At 39.3% G+C, this 18839-nt stretch carries 17 protein-coding genes; 14 read left to right on the top strand and 3 right to left on the bottom strand.

Features of this window, described 5'->3' with window-relative positions; translation table 11 throughout:
• Positions 1 to 86: 86 nt before the first annotated feature.
• Positions 87 to 905, bottom strand: coding sequence for a hypothetical protein (locus tag EGN73_RS20450; RefSeq protein WP_219293811.1), 819 nt, complete (start codon positions 903 to 905; stop codon positions 87 to 89).
• Between the two features lie 539 nt (positions 906 to 1444).
• On the opposite strand from EGN73_RS20450, the gene EGN73_RS20445 reads away from it, so the two are divergent.
• The 9 genes from EGN73_RS20445 (at position 1445) to EGN73_RS20405 (ending at position 12432) form a co-directional block, all read left to right on the top strand.
• Positions 1445 to 1930 carry a hypothetical protein gene (locus EGN73_RS20445; RefSeq protein WP_219293810.1) on the top strand — a complete coding sequence of 162 codons (486 nt, stop codon included), beginning with the start codon at positions 1445 to 1447 and terminating at the stop codon, positions 1928 to 1930.
• A 6-nt stretch (positions 1931 to 1936) separates the two neighbouring features.
• The gene (locus EGN73_RS20440) at positions 1937 to 2977 is read left to right on the top strand and encodes a M12 family metallo-peptidase (RefSeq protein ID WP_219293809.1); all 1041 of its coding nucleotides are present in this window, start codon (positions 1937 to 1939) and stop codon (positions 2975 to 2977) included.
• A complete protein-coding gene (locus EGN73_RS20435; RefSeq protein WP_343207149.1) occupies positions 2889 to 4082 on the top strand; it encodes a T9SS type A sorting domain-containing protein in 1194 nt (397 codons plus the stop codon). The genes EGN73_RS20440 and EGN73_RS20435 overlap by 89 nt, the downstream gene beginning before the upstream one ends.
• 618 nt (positions 4083 to 4700) lie before the next feature.
• Entirely contained in the window at positions 4701 to 5144 is a 444-nt protein-coding gene (locus EGN73_RS20430) for a hypothetical protein (protein WP_219293807.1), read from the top strand.
• An 18-nt stretch (positions 5145 to 5162) separates the two neighbouring features.
• Complete coding sequence (locus EGN73_RS20425; RefSeq protein WP_219293806.1) at positions 5163 to 7775, top strand: S8 family serine peptidase; 2613 nt, start codon at positions 5163 to 5165, stop codon at positions 7773 to 7775.
• An 812-nt stretch (positions 7776 to 8587) separates the two neighbouring features.
• A complete protein-coding gene (locus EGN73_RS20420; RefSeq protein WP_219293805.1) occupies positions 8588 to 9874 on the top strand; it encodes a Spi family protease inhibitor in 1287 nt (428 codons plus the stop codon).
• Positions 9871 to 10872 (top strand): TolB family protein, encoded by a 1002-nt coding sequence (locus EGN73_RS20415; protein ID WP_219293804.1) that lies wholly within the window; start codon positions 9871 to 9873, stop codon positions 10870 to 10872. The genes EGN73_RS20420 and EGN73_RS20415 overlap by 4 nt, the downstream gene beginning before the upstream one ends.
• A 99-nt stretch (positions 10873 to 10971) precedes the next feature.
• Positions 10972 to 11352 (top strand): hypothetical protein, encoded by a 381-nt coding sequence (locus EGN73_RS20410; RefSeq protein WP_219293803.1) that lies wholly within the window; start codon positions 10972 to 10974, stop codon positions 11350 to 11352.
• A 129-nt stretch (positions 11353 to 11481) separates the two neighbouring features.
• Positions 11482 to 12432 carry an EamA family transporter gene (locus EGN73_RS20405; protein WP_246611687.1) on the top strand — a complete coding sequence of 317 codons (951 nt, stop codon included), beginning with the start codon at positions 11482 to 11484 and terminating at the stop codon, positions 12430 to 12432.
• Between the two features lie 29 nt (positions 12433 to 12461).
• Here the strand turns inward: EGN73_RS20405 and EGN73_RS20400 are convergent, their stop codons facing one another.
• Complete coding sequence (locus tag EGN73_RS20400) at positions 12462 to 13571, bottom strand: erythromycin esterase family protein (protein WP_219293801.1); 1110 nt, start codon at positions 13569 to 13571, stop codon at positions 12462 to 12464.
• A 485-nt stretch (positions 13572 to 14056) separates the two neighbouring features.
• Positions 14057 to 14425 carry a hypothetical protein gene (locus tag EGN73_RS20395; protein ID WP_219293799.1) on the bottom strand — a complete coding sequence of 123 codons (369 nt, stop codon included), beginning with the start codon at positions 14423 to 14425 and terminating at the stop codon, positions 14057 to 14059.
• 866 nt (positions 14426 to 15291) lie between these two features.
• Between EGN73_RS20395 and EGN73_RS20390 the strand changes: the two genes are divergently transcribed.
• The 5 genes from EGN73_RS20390 to EGN73_RS20370 all read left to right on the top strand — a co-directional run.
• Positions 15292 to 16245 (top strand): phytanoyl-CoA dioxygenase family protein, encoded by a 954-nt coding sequence (locus EGN73_RS20390; RefSeq protein WP_219293797.1) that lies wholly within the window; start codon positions 15292 to 15294, stop codon positions 16243 to 16245.
• A 293-nt stretch (positions 16246 to 16538) separates the two neighbouring features.
• Positions 16539 to 16748 carry a hypothetical protein gene (locus tag EGN73_RS20385; RefSeq protein WP_219293795.1) on the top strand — a complete coding sequence of 70 codons (210 nt, stop codon included), beginning with the start codon at positions 16539 to 16541 and terminating at the stop codon, positions 16746 to 16748.
• 140 nt (positions 16749 to 16888) lie between these two features.
• Positions 16889 to 18067, top strand: coding sequence for a hypothetical protein (locus EGN73_RS20380; protein WP_219293793.1), 1179 nt, complete (start codon positions 16889 to 16891; stop codon positions 18065 to 18067).
• Positions 18006 to 18362: a hypothetical protein gene (locus EGN73_RS20375; RefSeq protein WP_219293791.1), complete on the top strand. Its 357-nt coding sequence runs from the start codon at positions 18006 to 18008 to the stop codon at positions 18360 to 18362. Before EGN73_RS20380 ends, EGN73_RS20375 begins: the two co-directional genes overlap by 62 nt.
• A gap of 124 nt (positions 18363 to 18486) precedes the next feature.
• On the top strand, positions 18487 to 18839 hold a 353-nt coding region (locus EGN73_RS20370; RefSeq protein ID WP_219293789.1), incomplete at its 3' end, for a transposase.

Genomic DNA, 18839 nt, shown 5'->3' with positions numbered 1-18839 from the left:
GTCGCAAAATGCGACTATACCAGAGGTCCGACGGTGCAACCGTCGGACAATGTGAAGGCAAGATGAAATTAGAATTGGATAGAAATTCAGTAATTTAAAGAATCAAAATAAATATATTCAATACTTCCAATTTGTTGGAAGCCAAAATTAGGATCAAATTTTTCTTCCAAAATCAACCTTTCGTTTGGATCGTAAAAATAACGCAAAGCGTCTTTTCTTTCCTCACTGAAAACTCCACCGCGACCTGTCTCCTTTGCCTCAAGAAGGCCGTTGTTGTATCTGTACATAAAATGGTCCACCTTATGTTCTTCCTGTCCTCTTGCAGTTTTCCATTCACTGATTACTTTACCCTCCTCATCGTAAGCATAAATAAGCAACTCTGCGCCTTGTTCATATGGATATTCAATCTCCAAAAGCCTGTTTTGTGAATCATAATGGTAGATCGAAATCAATTCCCTACTCTTTGAATAGTTTGAAGTATACATTCTTTCAATCAATCCGTCACTACTATATTCCATTTCCCGGGTAAATTCCCAATCCACATTTCCGCCTTGAAAAGCAAAATGGGAAGAGGAGATAATTTTATCATTTTCTAAAAAATTAAGGGAAAAGCCAGTGGTATCATCAGTATCATTTCTAAAAATTTGATAGGTAGAAAGGCCATTGATTGGATAAAAAATTTCTCGGGAAGAAAGCCTTTTACCCGAATTACCACCATAAGTTATTGCCATACGAAGCTCACCATTTGGCGAATGTGTAGGCAGAGTCAGCACTTCTCTTAATTTTTCCACTTTCAAAACACCAAGTTGATTCGAGTCAATATTGTGATCCGATTCATTGTCAAATGAACAAGCCGGTATAAAAATAACCAGTGTGAAAATCATTCTTTTTAAAAATAATTTCATCTTCTTAAGTTTTTACCTAAATTATTGAATTTATGTTCAACTTACAAGCAAGGAGGTCCTATCTAAAGATCCCGGATACTAACTGCCTCTGTAAACCAATGACTTTAAGACAAGTCAGAAATCATAGTTTTCCCCATATTTACCATTCGGGGAAAGGAGAAACCCGAGATTTCAATTCCCAAATTAGTTAGGTTGAATTCATTTGCTTTACCCCGCTATCCGGAGGCTGTGCCTTCGGATTCCTGATAAAAGAGCCTTTGGCTTAAGTATATATTTCCGCCGCAAAATGCGGCTTCACTAAGAGTCCGACGTCGCAACCGTCGGACAACGTGAAGTTTAATTGGATAAAATGCTCATCTATAGGCTATTTCACTATCATTCTCAAAAGCCAATCTTCTACTCTTACTTTCTTAGAAATTTTAAAACTAATAATTGCTTTTTCAAATGATTGGTTTTAAATTGTAGCAGGTTGGTTTTTGGATGCGTCATGGATTTGAAGGGAGAATAAATAATTAGTTTGGGATTAAAAAGAAGGCAATATGGAAACTCAATTTGGATTCATTAGAAAAGGAATTTTTGCACTGATGTTTTTAAGTATGATTTTGTTTGGGGCCTGTCAGGAAGATGCATTGCCCCAAGGTGAACTTAATTGTTCTGTGGAGGCTGTGGACGGGCCGGAAGATGATGTGGTGGGGAAATGGAAAATGATATGGGAAAGGCCAGGATTTAGTCTTGACACCATCGACTATTCCTGCAATAGTATCATATACCATTTCAAACCAGATGGCATTCTGGAAGTATTTAGCGATGTTGAGGAAGCAGGACATTCTGAAGGAGAATATAATTACAAACTTATTTGGGATCCCTATAACTCAGGTGCAAACACAATGAGAGGGATAAAAATAGGTGAATATAGTAGATGGGCAATTCTTATAGGGACCACAAAAATGACAATGGATATAACGCCCCTTGACGGCCCAATGAGGCAATTTATCAGGATTGAAAAATCATTAACCCAAAATTAAACCACTATGAGAAAAATGTTTTACTGTTTTCCCTTTGCTGTTTTTATTTTGTTCTCTTTTGAAGTTTTTTGCCAGGAAAACCTGTTGTATGAAAGGATACAAGAAGCAAAGGCAGACAAGGTGTACTTCACGGTGATACCAGAGGCCTTTCGACAAGCCCCAAATGATAGGGAGATTCTTGACCACTTTGAAAAGCCTGAGAGAATCGAATCTTTCCTATTTGATAAAACCGTATATGACGATTTAAGTACGGGCATTACTATGTTGATTCCCCTTAAAGATGGTCAAATCCAATTGGACCTGTTGGAAGTTCCAGACTCCTTTTATCATTATGAAGTGGTGACCAGTGATGGAGAACGTCGACCTTCTAGCCAGGAAATCCGTCATTACCGAGGAATAGTAAAGAATGACTCAGCCAGTATCGTGGCCATCAGCTTCCTGAAGGATGAGGTGATGGGGATCGTAGCTACTGACAAAGGCAATTTCAACCTTTCCTTGGACAAGAAAAGCGGTAAATATGTTTTTTTCAACGAAAATAATTTAAAAGACAAATCAGGATTTGATTGCGGTGTGGATCATGCCCATGATTTTGCTGGTTTTAAACCAGAGGTGTTATCGCAGCCATCCAAACATTCAGTAAACTCTGAGGATGTCTGTACCTTAATTTATATCGAAACAGAACATGATATTTTCCTGAACAGAGGCAGTACAAACGCAGTCGAAACTTACGTAGCAGGGCTTTTCAATCAAGTAGCAGCTCTTTATCAAAATGAAAATGTAGAAATTAGACTTTCGGAGATTTTTATATGGACCAATACGGATCCATATACAGCAGTAGATGCAAATACTCTATTAAATCAATTTCAGGCAAATAGAACTTCTTTCAATGGAGATTTGGGTCAGTTGCTGACTTTCAGAGGATCTGGAAATACACCTTCGGGTTTTGCAGCTGGGTTTGATGGCCTTTGTAATTCCAATGTTTCCGAGAGACTTTCGGTATCAATGTTTAATGACCATATCAATTACTCAGTTATTCCTGTTTTTTAGTTATCCAGTCTTCATTGTTGCCCATGAACTTGGTCATCTGTTTGGTTCAAGACATACTCAGGCTTGTGTTTGGAATGGCAATTGTACCGCAATTGACGGATGCGGTGGAACGGAAAATCATGGTTGTGGCACCTGCCCAAATCCTGGTATTCCCCCGGGAGGTGGAACCATAATGAGTTATTGTGCACTACAAAACGTAGGAGTTAACTTTAACTTAGGCTTTGGTCTTCAACCTGGAAATGTGATCAGGAATAGCGTTGCTAATGCGAATTGTCTTTGCGAATGTGTCAGCGCCACCATTTCTGGCCCCGACTTCCTCTGCTCCACCAATACTTTCACCCTTCAGAATTCCCCTGTGGGAAGCACGGTCAGTTGGTCGGCAAGTCCGGCAGGAATGGTGGGTATTTCAGGAAGCGGCAACAGCGTAAACCTTACACCACAGGGAAATGGACAGGTTACGCTTACAGCCACCATCACTACCGATTGCGGAGATGTGGAGGTGCATAAGACTTTCGTTACAGCCACGGGTCCCATCCCTACCTCAGCCATCAGTCTGGAACCTTTTGAATCCTCCCCTTATGTATGTCCGGATCAGACTTTTGGTTTCCACCCAGGCCCCAATGAACCATGGTACCAATATGAAGTACAGGTAGTCAACGGCCACTATACAGAAGTGAGCCACGGGTATTTCTGGATACATTTTAATAATTACATCCCATCCCCGCCCTATCCTCCGGTGTACGATGCCGGGGTGTCTGTCAGGATACACAATGGCTGTTCATGGAGTGATTGGAAGCCTGTCAGTATGTATACAGAACCCTCATGCCCTGGGGGTGGGGGGTGTGAACTTTGCTTTTTGACTTTCCCCAATCCGGCGGATGAGGAGCTGCAGATACAATGGAACCCACAGGTAAAACGCACAGCAGGAGACGACCCTGGTTTTGATGTCCAGTTCTATGACCAACGAGGTAAAATATTGTTCAGTCAATCCGGTATCAGTGAAAAGATAAGTCTGGATACCCGGAAGTTCAAAAACGGTTTCTATTACCTCCATATTCGGTACAAAGATGCTTTGATCAGAAGACAGATAAGGGTGGAAAGGTAAAAGAGGCATGGTGGTGCATGGTGGAGGCTAGTCAGAAGATTTACCCCGCTATCCGGAGGCATTGTCTTCGGATTCCTGATATGTAAGCCTGTGGCTTAATCTTTATACTTATATACTCGCCGCAAAATGCGGCTGTACCAGTAGTCCGAAGTCGCAACCGTCGGACAAGGTGAAGTTCAATTGGATAAAATGCTCATCTACAGACTATTTCACTAACATTCTCAAAAGTCAATTTTCTACTCTTACTTTCTCAGAAATTTTAAAACTAATAATCACTTTTTCAAATGACTGGTTTTAATTTGTAGCAGGTTGGTTTTTTCTTTCGTCTTTACCTTGATGGTATTAGTAAAGTTAAAATAGAACTGGATTAAATTTAAGTTAAATGGAATTTGTAGAAAAAAGAGAATTTGGAAGAGTCCTTCTTTTATTGGTTTCATTTTTTTTTAATAGCCTTCAGTGCAGGCTGTCAGGAAGTGGATGAGACGGGTGAAAATTATTTATCCTTATCTGATATAGGGGAACTTACTGAACAAGACTCCAATTCACTAATGGATCTACTTTAGATTTAAGAGATTATGGGGTGGTTATAGTTTTACACAATATAATACAGGTAAAAAGATGGAAAAAATTAAAAACAGGGCCATGATGATTTCGCTGATTATTGGATTGGTGGTGTTGGGATTTGGCTGCGTGGAGGATGATGATCTTAGGGTTTTTGAGACTACTGGATATATTTTTGGCTTTGACCCTTGCTTGACAAGAGAACCATATGAAAATGGTGAAGGTCTTTTGATTGCTACTCCAACCGATACCTTGCTTACCTACAATTTTCCTGAAAATATTGTAGAATTTCCTTCAGGCATATTTGATAATTGGCAGTGGCAATACGTCTTTGATCTGCAGGCTACTGAAGGTAATCCTGATTTTAAAATCAGATTTAGTTATCGCATAGCAAGGGATGAAGAGATGGTTTTTCCACTTTGTCATGGTTCAATTTTCGCTCCAGGGTTTAAATACAAATACCAAATAATTATACTATCTACTGAAAAAATTGATTTATAGCAATATAAATTTAGAGTCATGAAAAAACTGTTCATCATACTTTTGATATTTACTTTACCCACCGTCATCATCCTAATGGGGTTTATCCAGAGTGAAGACGATTTTTACTATGCTTTCGATGAAAGGATTAGGTTGGAAAAATCTGAAAGTAAATTTCTGGTAAGTTTTGATACTACAATTGAAAGCTCAAACATTATGGATGTTTTAGATGTCAATAAAAATCAGGTAATTATTGACCGGTTTGATGAGAGAAATTTTTTCATCACGCTTCCCAACGCCCAAGGCAGACAGCAACTTCTTAACCAACTAAATGCCGATCCGGGAGTTTATGTATTACAACCTGTTTACCGGGAACCTTCCGGTCTCGAAATGGGTATAGGTGAAGAAATTGTCATCAATAAAAAGAAGGAGGCTAGTGCAGTTGAACTTGACTCCCTGATTAATGAACTGAGCTTGATATTTGTCAAATCAACACGGATTTATGATCTGTATAGGGTGCCGAGAGGAGGTGATGCTTTGCTAATGGCCAATAAGATACAGGAGAGTGGGTTGACTACATTTTCCCACCCGAATTTTGTAGTAAGTGCAAAAAGATTTCAGGCGCTCCCAAATGATTCCTATTTCCAAAACCAATTTTATTTACACAATACCGGCCAGGTGTTTAATCCGGCTCAGGGCAGTGCAGGAACGCCTGATGCAGATATCGATGCTCCGGAAGCCTGGGGTGTTACGCAGGGTAGTGCCGATTTAATAATAGCTGTTTTAGATGATGGGCTTACACCTAATCATCCGGATTTGCCTAATGCGAGACAATTACGATTACCGGGCAGTAATTTTGCAGATGGTAATGCCAATGATCCTTCTCCGGCAAATAACCTAAATCATGGGAATAGTTGTGCAGGCATAATTGGTGCAACAAGGGATAATAATGAAGGGATAGCGGGCATCGCTCCGGAGTCAATAATTATGCCTGTTAGGATTTTTAATAATAATGGAGGGGGTATTATGCCTAATTTGGTGGCCGATGCCATACAATTCGCTGCAGATAATGGGGCCGATATTATTTCCAACAGTTGGGGATATTTGCCTCAAAATCCAAATGAAGCCCCAAGCCCAAATCTTCATCCAGTAATTGTTACTGCTATTCAACATGCCGTAGTAACAGGAAGAAATAATCGTGGCTGTATAGTAATATTTGCGGCAGGAAATACTGCCCGGCATACAGAGAATGCTAATGGAGTAATTGCATTTCCTGCAAATGTCAATATACCCGGGGTTTTTACGGTTGGGGCATCAGACAGAGATGATTTTCAGGCAGATTACAGCCCTACCAGCAATCCTCAAAGCCCCAATAATCAAATGATCGATATAGTTGCCCCTTCTCATAGGGCTTATCCTCCAGCCGCATACCCACCAGGTACACCTGGTGGTATAGCAGGTGAGACACTGGAAATGTGGACCATCGATATTCCGGGCAATGCTGGTTACAACCCCTATCCACAGTTTCTTGTGCCTGGAGTACCACAAACTCAAACTTTCAATCCTCCACCTTGGGGAGAGCAAATGCCGGATGCAGGACCAAATTTTCTGGCTTATACCGGCAGATTTGGTGGAACTTCCGCTGCTGCTCCGCAAATTGCCGGGATTGCAGCGCTGGTTCTCTCAATAAATCCTGATTTAACCTACCTTCAGGTCTTTGATTTGATAACAAATGCAGCAGATCAGGCAGGTGGTTATAATTATGTTAATGGTCGAAGTAATGAATTCGGTTTTGGACGGGCTAATGCTTTTTCTGCAGTATGCGCTGCCATTGGAACCTTACCGATCTCAGGCCCCGACTTCCTCTGCTCCACCAATACCTTCACCCTTCAGAATTCCCCTGTGGGAAGCACGGTCAGTTGGTCGGCCAGTCCGGCAGGAATGGTGGGTATTTCAGGAAGCGGCAACAGCGTAAACCTTACCCCTCAGGGAAATGGACAGGTTACGCTTACAGCCACCATCACTACCGATTGCGGAGATGTGGAGGTGCATAAGACTTTCGTTACAGCCACGGGTCCCATCCCTACCTCAGCTATCAGTCTGGAACCTTTTGAATCCTCCCCTTATGTCTGTCCGGATCAGACCTTTGGTTTCCACCCAGGCCCCAATGAACCATGGTACCAATATGAAGTACAGGTAGTCAACGGCCACTATACAGAAGTGAGCCACGGGTATTTCTGGATACATTTTAATAATTACATTCCATCCCCGCCCTATCCTCCGGTGTACGATGCCGGGGTGTCTGTAAGGATACACAATGGCTGTTCATGGAGTGATTGGAAACCTGTCAGTATGTATACAGAACCCTCATGTCCTGGGGGTGGGGGGTGTGAACTTTGCTTTTTGACTTTCCCCAATCCGGCGGATGAGGAGCTGCAGGTACAATGGAACCCACAGGTAAAACGCACAGAAGGAGACGACCCTGGATTTGATGTCCAGTTTTATGATCAGCGTGGTAAAATATTATTCAGTCAATCCGGTATCAGTGAAAAGATAAGTCTGGATACCCGGAAGTTCAAAAACGGTTTCTACTACCTTCATATTCGCTACAAAGAAGGTTTGATCAGAAGACAGATAAGGGTGGAAAGGTAAAAGAGGCATGGTATGCATTGTGGAAGCTAGGCAGAAGATTTACTCAGTTATCCAGAGGCATTGTCTTCTGATTCCTGATATGTAAGCCTGTGGCTTAATCTTATATACTCGCCGCAAAATGCGGCTGTACCAGTAGTCCGACGGCGCAGCTGGCAACTGGCACATTCCTCTATTTGCCGATACTAGGCCTTTAGCGGGTTTATGATCAATCGTAAAAGATAAGCTTGTTGAAAGCCCAAAAATAACTTTGCGTCATTGCGAGAAATAATGAAAGGTTTCACGCAAGGGCGCCAAGGCGCCAAGGGAATTTGGCCCGCAGATAACGCTGATTCCGCAGATGATATATTTTTCACCGTGCTTTAGTCCGTGGTCATATCCTAAGATGCTCTCACGCCGACTTCAGTCGAAAGAATAATTAAGACAACAAGGGAAAAGGGAAGCACTGGCGTATTCCTATAAATGCTGATATCAGTCCTTTAAAGGTAGTATGATCAATCGAATTGAATAAGGTTTTTGATGACCTAAAAGTAACTTTGCGTCATTGCGAGAAATAATGAAAGGTTTCACGCAAAAGTGCAAGGGAGCAAAGAAAAAATTAAACCCCGCATGTAGCGAAAATAATGTAGAAGAGATTATCTAAACTTTACTTTGTTTTTACTAATCAAAATTGAAATTAGTAAAGTTTAATTATTCAAAGTTTATTTCAGAGAAATCAGAGAAAAATTTTAATAATTATATTATTATAAACAATAATTATTTGGAATATTTAAAAACTATTTTTTATATTTAATTACCTTAAAAATATTTTTAAAATGGAATCAATCAATCAATCAATCTTCTTTTTCTTAAATAGGATTTTGTTAGTGATTTTGTTAGCCGGGTGTAATACCGGCATGGAGATAAGTGAGATCATACAAGAACACATTGAAGAAGACCTAAAAGATTTTTCAATTTCAGAAGATCTGGCAATGAAGACTGCAGTAAGTTTTTTTTCGACGGATTCCAGTGTACTATCTGCCAGAATCGCTCCGAGTTCTGTGAAAATTAAAGAATTAGAAAAAGTCAAGTTGGATGATTCCAAATCTTACGAAGTGTATTTGGTCAATGACCAAGACGGTTTTATGATTCTATCAGGGGATTCGAGGGTTATGCCTGTATTGGCTTTTTCACCCACAGGGAGCATCAGCAAGGAAGACTTAAATGAAGTGAATGGTTTAAAGGTCTGGTTTGCCAATACCATGGAGCAAATAGAAGAGGAATTAAAGGGAGTTGAAAGTGTGCATCCAATCGTTTATGGTGAGTGGAAAAAATACACACAGGATTTTGATCCAATGGGAAGAATTTGGGAAGATGCTGGCAATATTGCATCCAATACCAATTGCTATGAGTGGTATGAATATGGTCAGTTTATGTGCAGTCCTTATTTTACTTTAAATCAAAATGGGCCACTTTACAGCAATCAGATTTCCTGGGGACAATCAGGAATATCCAATTACTTTGCTCCGGGTCTTTGGAACTGTGAATGTGGTAGAAGTCCAATTGGTTGTGGTGGGGTTGCCATAGCCCAGACGGTTTGGCACTATAGAAGAAGCCAGACTTTTTATTCAACAATGCCGCAATTCTCTTGGAACAAATGTGCTCCAATAACTCAAGGGGAGACAAATTTAGCTCAATTCATGTTGCAGGCAGCAACAATGGCTGGGACAACTTTTAATTGGTTTGGATGTAATGGCATGACCTATCCATGGGATATTAGAACTGCACTTAATGTCATTGGCATGCAGTCAAATGGAAGTATATCTACATTTAATCCCGTACTTCTTAGGAATGAGATTTCCCAAGGATATCCTGCCATTTTTTATGGCCGGGACAATTTGTTACAATGGCATATTTGGACTTCAGATGGTTACAGAACGCATAATTATAAGTCATATAACTGTGATACTGATAGCTGTGTGGAATGGCACTTTTCATACTTCTTTATGAACTGGGGATGGGATGGTGGTGCAAACGCTTTTTATGCCTCAGGTGTTTTTCAACCAAATGGCTCTAGTAGGAACTTCAACAATGATTTAAGGATGATAACAGGAATCAGATGAAAAATAAAATACTCTTCATATTAATTATAATTCTATTTTCCAATTGTGATAGAGTAAAATATCCCAACGGTACCTTCCCAGAGATACCTGTTAACCTTGAGTTTGTAAATTCTTCCTCAGATGATATCAATTCAAATGCCCATTTTTTTGAGCATGGAATTGAATTTGTTTTTTCTACCAATAGACCTGGTCCATTTTCCAACAATTTTAGTTTATTGACTTATAATATCAATGTTTTTTGGGATCAAAAAGAAGGATTTCTTTCCATACATGAAAGAACTCCAAATTTTCAAGGGCCTGACTATAATTCTATTAAAAAATTGGCTGAAAGTACTGTGACTTCTGCTGATGAAAAGGGTCCCTACAGTTATAAAGAAGCAAATGATAATATCGCTTTATTGTTTTCACGAAAGCATGAAGGAGTTTATTCAATAATAGCAGTTTCAGAAAAGCCTATCACATCTTTAAATAATAAAACCATTCCTTACTTCCGGATATTGGATCATTCAGCCAACGAATTGTATCCCTGCTTTTTCGGAAGAGAATTTAAAAAGGGAGATGTGAACGGAGATGGAATACCGGAAAAAATGCTTTTCAGCTCAGATAAAGACGGGCAGTTTGATATTTATGAAGTGGATATACCTTCTGGGATGACTCCTCTGGAATTTCTGGCAGATACCTCGCCCAAAGAAGTCAGGAAGTTGTCCATCAATAGTAATTCCAATGACCATATGCCCTTTGTATTGGGTGAAAAACTGGTTTTTGCCTCAGACAGACCGGGAGGATTGGGAGGTTATGACCTCTATTTTGCCAAGAAAACAGCAGATGGCTGGTCCAATCCCATCAACTTTGGACATCCCATCAATTCAGAGTTTGACGAATACAGGCCCATAGTTTCAGGTTCTAGGCGTTATACAAACAACCTGATGATATTCTCATCCAACAGACCGGGAGGTAAGGGCGGCTTTGATTTGTATTATGTTGGTGTCCCGAAATAATTGAGCTGTGGGTTTCTCGCCTACACACTTTTCAAATTTCCATCCTCAGCTAAACTCAGAAAAGCCTATCATAAAAAAAACAAGCCGCTTTGATGCTTGATGACAAATCATCTACACCTTCTTGCCAGAGCGATTGAGCCATTTCGGTTGAGCGATATTTTGAGAGATTTTAAAAGTCATGTTGCACGTAAAGTTTTGGAAAGCCTGGAAAAGGAATCCATAGAATCAAGGGCTGAATGGATTCTTAACCACCTTAAGTATAAAGAGAATATTTCTCCCAAAGTAAAAGATTACAGATTTTGGAAAAATGGATTTCACCCAGTTGAGATATCTTCTGCCAGTTTTTTTGAACAAAAAATTATTTACATCCACCAAAATCCAGTTAGGGCGATGATTGTAGAAGAAGATCATCATTACCTTTTCAGTTCGGCAAGGGATTACACGGGGATCAAGGGTTTGGTCAATATTTCCTTGTATTGATAATCGCCGCAAAATGCGGCTTCACTAAGAGTCCGACGTCGCAACCGTCGGACAACGTGAGCATGGTAGAGGCTAGGCAGGTAAATTGAAATTTACCTTTTTAATATTTTTGCTTTCTTTGCTGAATGTATGATGCAAAATCAAAATAATCCCCTTGCACTGGGGTATATAATGGCCCTATCGGCAGCTGTTATGTGGGGGGTATCAGGTACCTGTGCACAATATTTGTTTGAAGAAAAGGGGGTTTCTCCTTCCTGGTTGGTGTGCTGGAGGATGGTAATTGCCGGCTCCCTTTTACTATCATTTGCCATTTTCAGAAAAAATTCCGATGCCAGGCTGATATGGCGCAAAAAAAGAGATATATGGGAAATTTTGATTTTCAGCACACTTGGAATGGTCGCTGTACAGTTTACCTATTTCTACAGTATCAGTCTTTCCAATGCCGCGACGGCAACAGTTTTACAGTATGTAGGGCCGGTTTTCGTAGTCGGGTTTTATGCGGTCAAATTAAGACGGCTTCCCAAACCGAATGAATATATCGCTTTGGCTCTGGCCCTGACCGGTACTTTTCTTCTGGTAACTCATGGAAGCTTTGAAGCTTTGGTGATTTCGGAAGAGGCCCTGCTGTGGGGATTGCTTTCGGCCATATCTTTGGCTGTTTACACCATACAACCTGTACAATTGCTCAGGAGGTTTTCTGCACCCACGGTAACAGGGTGGGGGATGTTTATCGGAGGATTAATCTATTTACTGGCCAGCAATCCATGGTACCTATCCGGGACATGGGATGTGGGTACTTTTTTGGCATTTGCCTATATCATTCTTTTGGGTACGGTCATTCCTTTTTCCATCTTCCTGGCTTCTTTGAATAGTATTGGGGCACAGACAGCCAGTCTGCTTTGTTCTGTTGAACCGCTGTCCGCAGCCTTAGTGGCGGTTGCATGGCTGGGGGTGACATTTACCGGAATGGATTGGCTGGGGACATTTTTTGTGGTGATCACGGTGACATTGCTTACCTTGTCCAAACGACCAGTCAAATTACCAGCTCTGCGGGCTTATTGGAAAGGGAAGGTGGGGTAAGAGGCCTAAATGGCGTGCAGAGATCAGGACTAATCTAATCGCTTGCTGGCTTTCACCTCTGGGATTATGAATACTCCGTCAAAGTTTTTACCCCAATTGGCCTGAATATACTCAAAACCCAATATTCCACTGAAAAAGACTGAATCTATCTTTCTCAAGTCCACCAGTGTTATGGATTTGTTTTTTTCTATTACATACTTTTCAAGATTAGGAACAGAGTCCAAGCGGAATTCAATCTCTTTCTTATCTATAAAATCATAAAAACTACCGCTATATGCTGAAAATACAAGGTTCAACATCTTGTCACCAAAATGGGATTTCGCCAGTTTTCCTAAAGTGACCATATCAGAATAAGTTTGACCGATTTCTCTCAGATCGTCAGGATCAATGATCGAAGATGGGTTTTCAAGCCCATGCGCACTTGCCAGCCATACGATTACTTTTTTATGTATTTTGGTATGCCGTTTCAATGATTCAAACATCAGACTGTCACGATAATTGAATTTAGGCCAAAATTGTCCTTGGAGGTGGTCTTGACTTTCAAAAGCTGAAAAATGAATCAAATTGTCTACCCCTTCTTGCAAACGGAGGGATGGAGTTGAATTTTTCAATCTGGATTTTAGATTACCTAACATGGCAAGTTCAAGGGAGTCCAAATAATACCTTCTTGGCAAGAGTTCGGTTGTAGCAATTGAATCCACCATTGGTTGAATAAGCTGGATTTCTTCTTTGGAAAGCTTAATTTCCTGTTTCATATCAGCTAAAAATTGAATTTTCATCAAATTATGAGGATAATGGTCCATTCCAAGAAATTCAACATGTTCATTTTCCAATAAAAACTCCCATAATTCCTGAAGCTCTTCAGTATTTCCCCAGATGGAAAAAGTGCTTTGTCTAAAATCGTCTAGACTTATTTGACCAGTTTTCCTTAGTTCATTGATGAAGAATGCATCGTAACCATTACTCTCAAAAATGACCGCATCAAAACCATGTTTTTCAACCAGATGCTTGATTATTTTTATTCTAGCACTAAAAATGCTCCCATCCCCGTGGGTAGGTTCTCCAAGAAAAACAATCTCTTTATCTTTTACCCATTTGTCAATGATCGATAATTCTTCAAAATCATCTACAATTGTCATTTGATGATCATTGTCAGTGTTGCAACTGAAAATTGTCAGAAGAAAGAGAAAGAGTGGTGTAATTTTCATTATATGAATTGACTCTAGGTTTAAAGCTTTATTTTAATGCTTTTTTAAGTAATGATAAACTAATATAAATGATTTTACGGTCTGCCTTGTTATGGTGATCTAAAAGATAAACGTACCCTATTATGTGAGATTCAAATCAATTTGGAGTAACTCTTTCAAATAACAATCTTAAGACTGCGAGAACTTAGATAAAACAATTTGTCTCGAGTTACTTGCCCAAAAAACTCCTCAGGTCCACCTGTCGAATCCCTTCAAATGTGTTGCCCTCAAACCTTTCCATCGTAATGACGGTTTTCGGGTAGTTGTTTTTGATTTTTTGAAGATTACCAAATTCTCTTTTCCTTTTCGACCTAAAATATTTCACTAGATTTCTCTCCCTCGTCGTCAAAGATCAAAATACCTTGCAGGCATCCAGGCTAATCTAATCTCTCAGCATGAATCACAAATACAGCTGGGTGTCTTATGCCTAGGGTAGAACATGCGATGGCTTCGGAATCTAGTTTTTTTCTTATCCTGACACGTAATTTTATGTTTGCTTCACCAAATCTATTTCTATCTAAATTAAATCCCTCCCTTAAACTTCGGTCCATGACAAATTGGTCGCCTACCAAAGCTTCAAGCCTTTCAATATCACTTTCTTCAAATCTTAAGACATTTAACTTGCAATCAATGCTAAAGCCTAAAGTATTCACTTCAAAGACTTCCGAAGGAAGGAAATACTGCTCATCAGCCATATCGGAACAAGCAAAGGTTAGAACCAATAAAATAAGAATATATTTTTTCATGGATAATTAAATTGCCTAAGCAAGACGTGGTAAATTATTCCTGCGTTTCAATCAGATTTAATTTAGTTACATACCATGTTAAGAATTTAATACTTTTGCCGTGAAAAAATGGCTCTGCTATTCTCTGTGCCAACAGCTTCCTCCCGGTTCTCCGAGTGAAGTTGTGCATGAACCCACTTTTACTTTATCTTTTTATATATTATTCCGACTAAAGTCGGTTGAGCCTGATTTCAAGCTCTCACCACCGGCTAAAACGCGGTGGAAATTGTATTTCATCTGCGGGAATCACCGAGATCTGCGGGCGATTTTTCTTTGCTCCTTTGCGTCTCTGCGTGAAAAAATTATCCTCTTGATTTGAGACAAGTTCTTTGTGAATTCCCTTTCCTTCTCTGCCTAAAGCCTTCCTTTAGATTTCTCCTTCGTCCCCGCCTGCGGCAGGCAGGGAAATGACAAGGTGAGGTTTTTCCCTCTTATGATGAAAATTCCATCTCTACCGTTTTTCAGCAATAATCATTCTATTTCTTTGCTCCTTTGCGTCTTGGCGTGAAACAATTATCCTCTTGATTTGAGACAAGTTCTTTGTGAATTCCCTTTCCTTCTCTGCCTAAAGCCTTCCTTTAGATTTCTCCTTCGTCCCCGCCTGCGGCAGGCAGGGAAATGACAAGGTGAGGTTTTTCCCTCTTATGATGAAAATTCCATCTCTACCGTTTTTCAGCAATAATCATTCTATTTCTTTGCTCCTTTGCGTCTTGGCGTGAAACAATTATCCTCCCGACCCGGGAAACCCTAGTCATCGTGACCCTTTCTTCCCCCTTTTATATTCTATTGATTTTTAATATCTTAATTTCCAGAAACCCAAGACAGCCATGAACAAAAACCCTAACCCTTACCATGTTGACAAGCCCGGCAATCCCTCCACGGCTGCAAGCAGTAAAGTCAAACTTAATGACCGTTCCAACGGGAAACCCTTGAAGGTGCTTAGTGAGAAAGACTGGGATTTTTGGATACACAATGGCTTTGTGGTGGTAAAAAATGCCGTTTCCAAAGAGCAGGCTGCACAGACCGCGTCATTTTTATGGGAATTTGAGGATAAGGATCCTACTGACCCTGATACCTGGTACAAAAACCCCTACAATGAAATGGAAATGAAAGAGCTGGTGGGTACAGGAATGGTAGAAGTGTACAATCACCAGCAACTGTGGAACAACAGACAGGCGCCCAAAGTCTACGAGGCCTTTACGGATATTTGGGGGACAGAGAAGCTTTGGGTGACCATTGACAGGGCTAACCTGAATTTTCCCATTCGCCCCGGACATGAATACAAGGCCTTTATTCATTGGGACTACGATCCGGAAACCAAGCCTCAAAATGTGCAGGGCGTGCTTGCCCTCGCTGATCAGACGGATGAAAATATGGGTGGTTTTCAGTGTATACCAGAATTGTACAGGACTTATGATACTTGGAAATTGACACAGCCGCAGGACCGAAACATATTTATGCCGGATATCAGCCAATTTGAAAATGCCATAGTCAAAGTCAAATTGGAAGCGGGAGACCTGTTGATCTTCAACAGCCTGCTGCCCCATGGCATCCGCGCCAACAGGTCTGATCAGGTAAGGATTGCGCAGTATATATCTATGATGCCTGCCGAGGAGGAAAATGAGGAGCTACGGGAATGGCGGATCAACTCCTGGAAAAACCGGGTAGCTCCCACAGGTTATGCCTTTCCCGGAGATCCCCGCAATTGGGAGCAGACCAAGTATGAGAGAGCGGAATTGTCAGCATTAGGGAAAAAGTTGTTGGGGTTGGAAAGGTGGTAGCAGTAATCTTTTTTAATTTCTCTAAAAATGACCTTTTTCTCATTATTTTTTGCCATAAAGGCTAAAAGGCACTTAAGTTCAAGAAAGAATTTCTATCCATTCGTACATTGAGTTTAAAAGATATTTAGAATAATTTATTCATTGATTTACAGATTATTAAATTAATTAACTTAATTTTTTTATGTTTTATGTTTTATGTTTTATGTTTAAGAATGATAAAATAACTGCGCAGGGAAAATAAAATTTATCTATGGCATGTAGCCAATCATCTAAAAATTTAAAAATCCTAATTTATGAAAAAGCTATTATTTCTATTTTCTGTGTTAATGATGACAATTTGTATAACCAGTTTATTAGCGAATGACGAATCTCTTCCCGGAGATAATCCTGATTTGATGACTGCGGCGGCTGTACAAATAAAAAATGGTAATGGCGATGTAATTGGTACATCGTGTGTCCATTGTGATGCAGGGGGCTCCTGTCTTGTGGTAACCTGTTTGTGAAATTTATTTCAATAACCTTTATTATTATTGAATTATCGCAAAGGGCTTTCTTGTATATTGGTCAAGCCCTTTGCATTTTTTCTAGGTGATATTTCCCTATTGAAAAACTAAGTATCCTCAAAGAATTTAACCGAACTAAAATGAAAATATCACTTTTAAGATACCTGATAATTTCAGTGTGTATTCAAAGTTGTTTAAGTAAAAGTGAGGAATTTAAGGATTTTGATTTTTTTATTGAAAAAACTATTTCCTTTGAAAATGAAGCGTATTCTATTGACAATGTTGAATTTAGGGCTTTGGAGAATTCCTTGATTTTCGGATATGATATGACTAGGGCTGTTGTTTTTAAATTTGATGAAAACGGAAAACTTCTTAAATCCAATCGGTTTCAAAATGGTGAAAACGAAATTGATTTTTTAAATTTAGGAGATGTTTACCCAATAAATGAAGATTCAGTATTTGTTTTGGAATCAGGATATGATCAGCTTTTGCTTCTGGATAGTGACCTGAAGATTAAAGACTCTTGGAATATCAGAAAAATAACAGATTCAAAAGTAGCTGTTGGTCGCTCAAATCCACAAATAGTGAATTTCGAATATATTGAATACGATCCCTATATCACATTGGTTGCTTTGGATCCGAATTATAGTCTTAGACAGAAGGAGTTTTTTGAACAGTCTTTTTTAGCAGTAAAATTAAACTTAACTACAGGCGAATATAAAACACTTTTCAAGTACCCTAAAGAAACCCCATATAGAGAATATCTGTTTTGGGGTGATGAATCTCCGTATATCCTACTTCATGAAAGTGAATATTATCTTACATTTCCTCTTGATCCAAATCTTTACATTTTCAAGGAAGATTCAGATGATTATCAAGTCATCCGATATAGGGGATCATTGAATAAAAATGCTGTGGGAGTAAATTTTGGAATGAGCCAAAGCGAATTTTTATCAGACCATTACCTAGAGGTTTTTCATAACAATAATGACTTCCATTTGATATCAAGAAACATATTTTCGAAGGAAGGCAAAAATTATTTCGTTAGGGTTTCAAGAAGGGCGATAAACCAAAATAATTTTAAATTTCGGGATTTAAATTCTTTCAGAATTCAATATCCTGGACAAGATTACATTATTCAATTTATTGACTTAAGCAACCTTGAAAAAGATGTATTTTTTGAATTTAAACTACCAAAAGAATATAAAAATTGTCATTATATCGATGACAAGGCTAAACTTTATTTCAACAAAACTAATGAAGAAAGTGAAAAATATTCAATTGATGTGGTTGATTGGATTTTTGATAATTTTAATTAGCGGCTGTGGAAAGCCTGATTTCCAATCTCTTTCAGATCATTTTGAGATAAAAGATGCAACTTACAACTTAATTGTTACTTCAAACTTTGACTGTAGTACATGCATAGATCAAATAATTTTTGGAAAAAAAAGCTCAGTGAAATATTATGGAGTAATTTTTTCCCATTCAAAATTATCATCTCTTTCTGATTTCGAATATGCAGAAGAAACAGAAGATTGGATTTCTTGGACAGTTTTTCAAGACAGTGATTTATTCCTTGAAATAATTAGGGCTTCTTGCTCAATTCTTAACTGACTGATATTCAATTAAATAATTAACAAAAACATAACACAAAAACCCCGAAATCGGCTGTTTTAAGCTTTTTTCGGGGTTTTCTTTTTTGTATTTTAAGGTTGCAGAATAAAATACATCTGAAGATATGGCACAACTTTCTCTTTTCAAAAATTTCGAAGGATATTCTCCAAAATATAACTTTTTCAAGAATTCATTGTTGGGCAGAATCCACGACAGCATTCCCTGGGACGAACTTATCGACTGTCTTCCGGACGAACGGGTGGGCAGGGGTGCACCAAGCTGGTTTGGTGCAAAGGGTATGTTTGCACTCATGTTTTTGAAGGCCTACTTTAATATCAGTGACAGGCAATTGCTGGAGCGTTTCAATACGGATTGGTCACTTCAGTATTTCTGCGGCAAAGTACTTGCCGAAGACCAGCAGATAAAAGACATGACGATCATGACCCGTATAAGGGCATATATAGAAAGCCACTGTGA

Source organism: Arthrospiribacter ruber (genome assembly GCF_019343195.1).
Lineage (GTDB): Bacteria > Bacteroidota > Bacteroidia > Cytophagales > Cyclobacteriaceae > Arthrospiribacter > Arthrospiribacter ruber.
Note: the sequence above shows the minus strand (reverse complement) of the source record. Positions and strands in the feature narration are given on the sequence as shown.

Coding starts and splice junctions, on each gene's coding strand:
- EGN73_RS20450 (WP_219293811.1), bottom strand. CDS start 905: ATGAAATTATTTTTAAAAAGAATGATTTTCACACTGGTTATTTTTATA.
- EGN73_RS20445 (WP_219293810.1), top strand. CDS start 1,445: ATGGAAACTCAATTTGGATTCATTAGAAAAGGAATTTTTGCACTGATG.
- EGN73_RS20440 (WP_219293809.1), top strand. CDS start 1,937: ATGAGAAAAATGTTTTACTGTTTTCCCTTTGCTGTTTTTATTTTGTTC.
- EGN73_RS20435 (WP_343207149.1), top strand. CDS start 2,889: ATGGCCTTTGTAATTCCAATGTTTCCGAGAGACTTTCGGTATCAATGT.
- EGN73_RS20430 (WP_219293807.1), top strand. CDS start 4,701: ATGGAAAAAATTAAAAACAGGGCCATGATGATTTCGCTGATTATTGGA.
- EGN73_RS20425 (WP_219293806.1), top strand. CDS start 5,163: ATGAAAAAACTGTTCATCATACTTTTGATATTTACTTTACCCACCGTC.
- EGN73_RS20420 (WP_219293805.1), top strand. CDS start 8,588: ATGGAATCAATCAATCAATCAATCTTCTTTTTCTTAAATAGGATTTTG.
- EGN73_RS20415 (WP_219293804.1), top strand. CDS start 9,871: ATGAAAAATAAAATACTCTTCATATTAATTATAATTCTATTTTCCAAT.
- EGN73_RS20410 (WP_219293803.1), top strand. CDS start 10,972: ATGACAAATCATCTACACCTTCTTGCCAGAGCGATTGAGCCATTTCGG.
- EGN73_RS20405 (WP_246611687.1), top strand. CDS start 11,482: ATGATGCAAAATCAAAATAATCCCCTTGCACTGGGGTATATAATGGCC.
- EGN73_RS20400 (WP_219293801.1), bottom strand. CDS start 13,571: ATGACAATTGTAGATGATTTTGAAGAATTATCGATCATTGACAAATGG.
- EGN73_RS20395 (WP_219293799.1), bottom strand. CDS start 14,425: ATGAAAAAATATATTCTTATTTTATTGGTTCTAACCTTTGCTTGTTCC.
- EGN73_RS20390 (WP_219293797.1), top strand. CDS start 15,292: ATGAACAAAAACCCTAACCCTTACCATGTTGACAAGCCCGGCAATCCC.
- EGN73_RS20385 (WP_219293795.1), top strand. CDS start 16,539: ATGAAAAAGCTATTATTTCTATTTTCTGTGTTAATGATGACAATTTGT.
- EGN73_RS20380 (WP_219293793.1), top strand. CDS start 16,889: ATGAAAATATCACTTTTAAGATACCTGATAATTTCAGTGTGTATTCAA.
- EGN73_RS20375 (WP_219293791.1), top strand. CDS start 18,006: ATGAAGAAAGTGAAAAATATTCAATTGATGTGGTTGATTGGATTTTTG.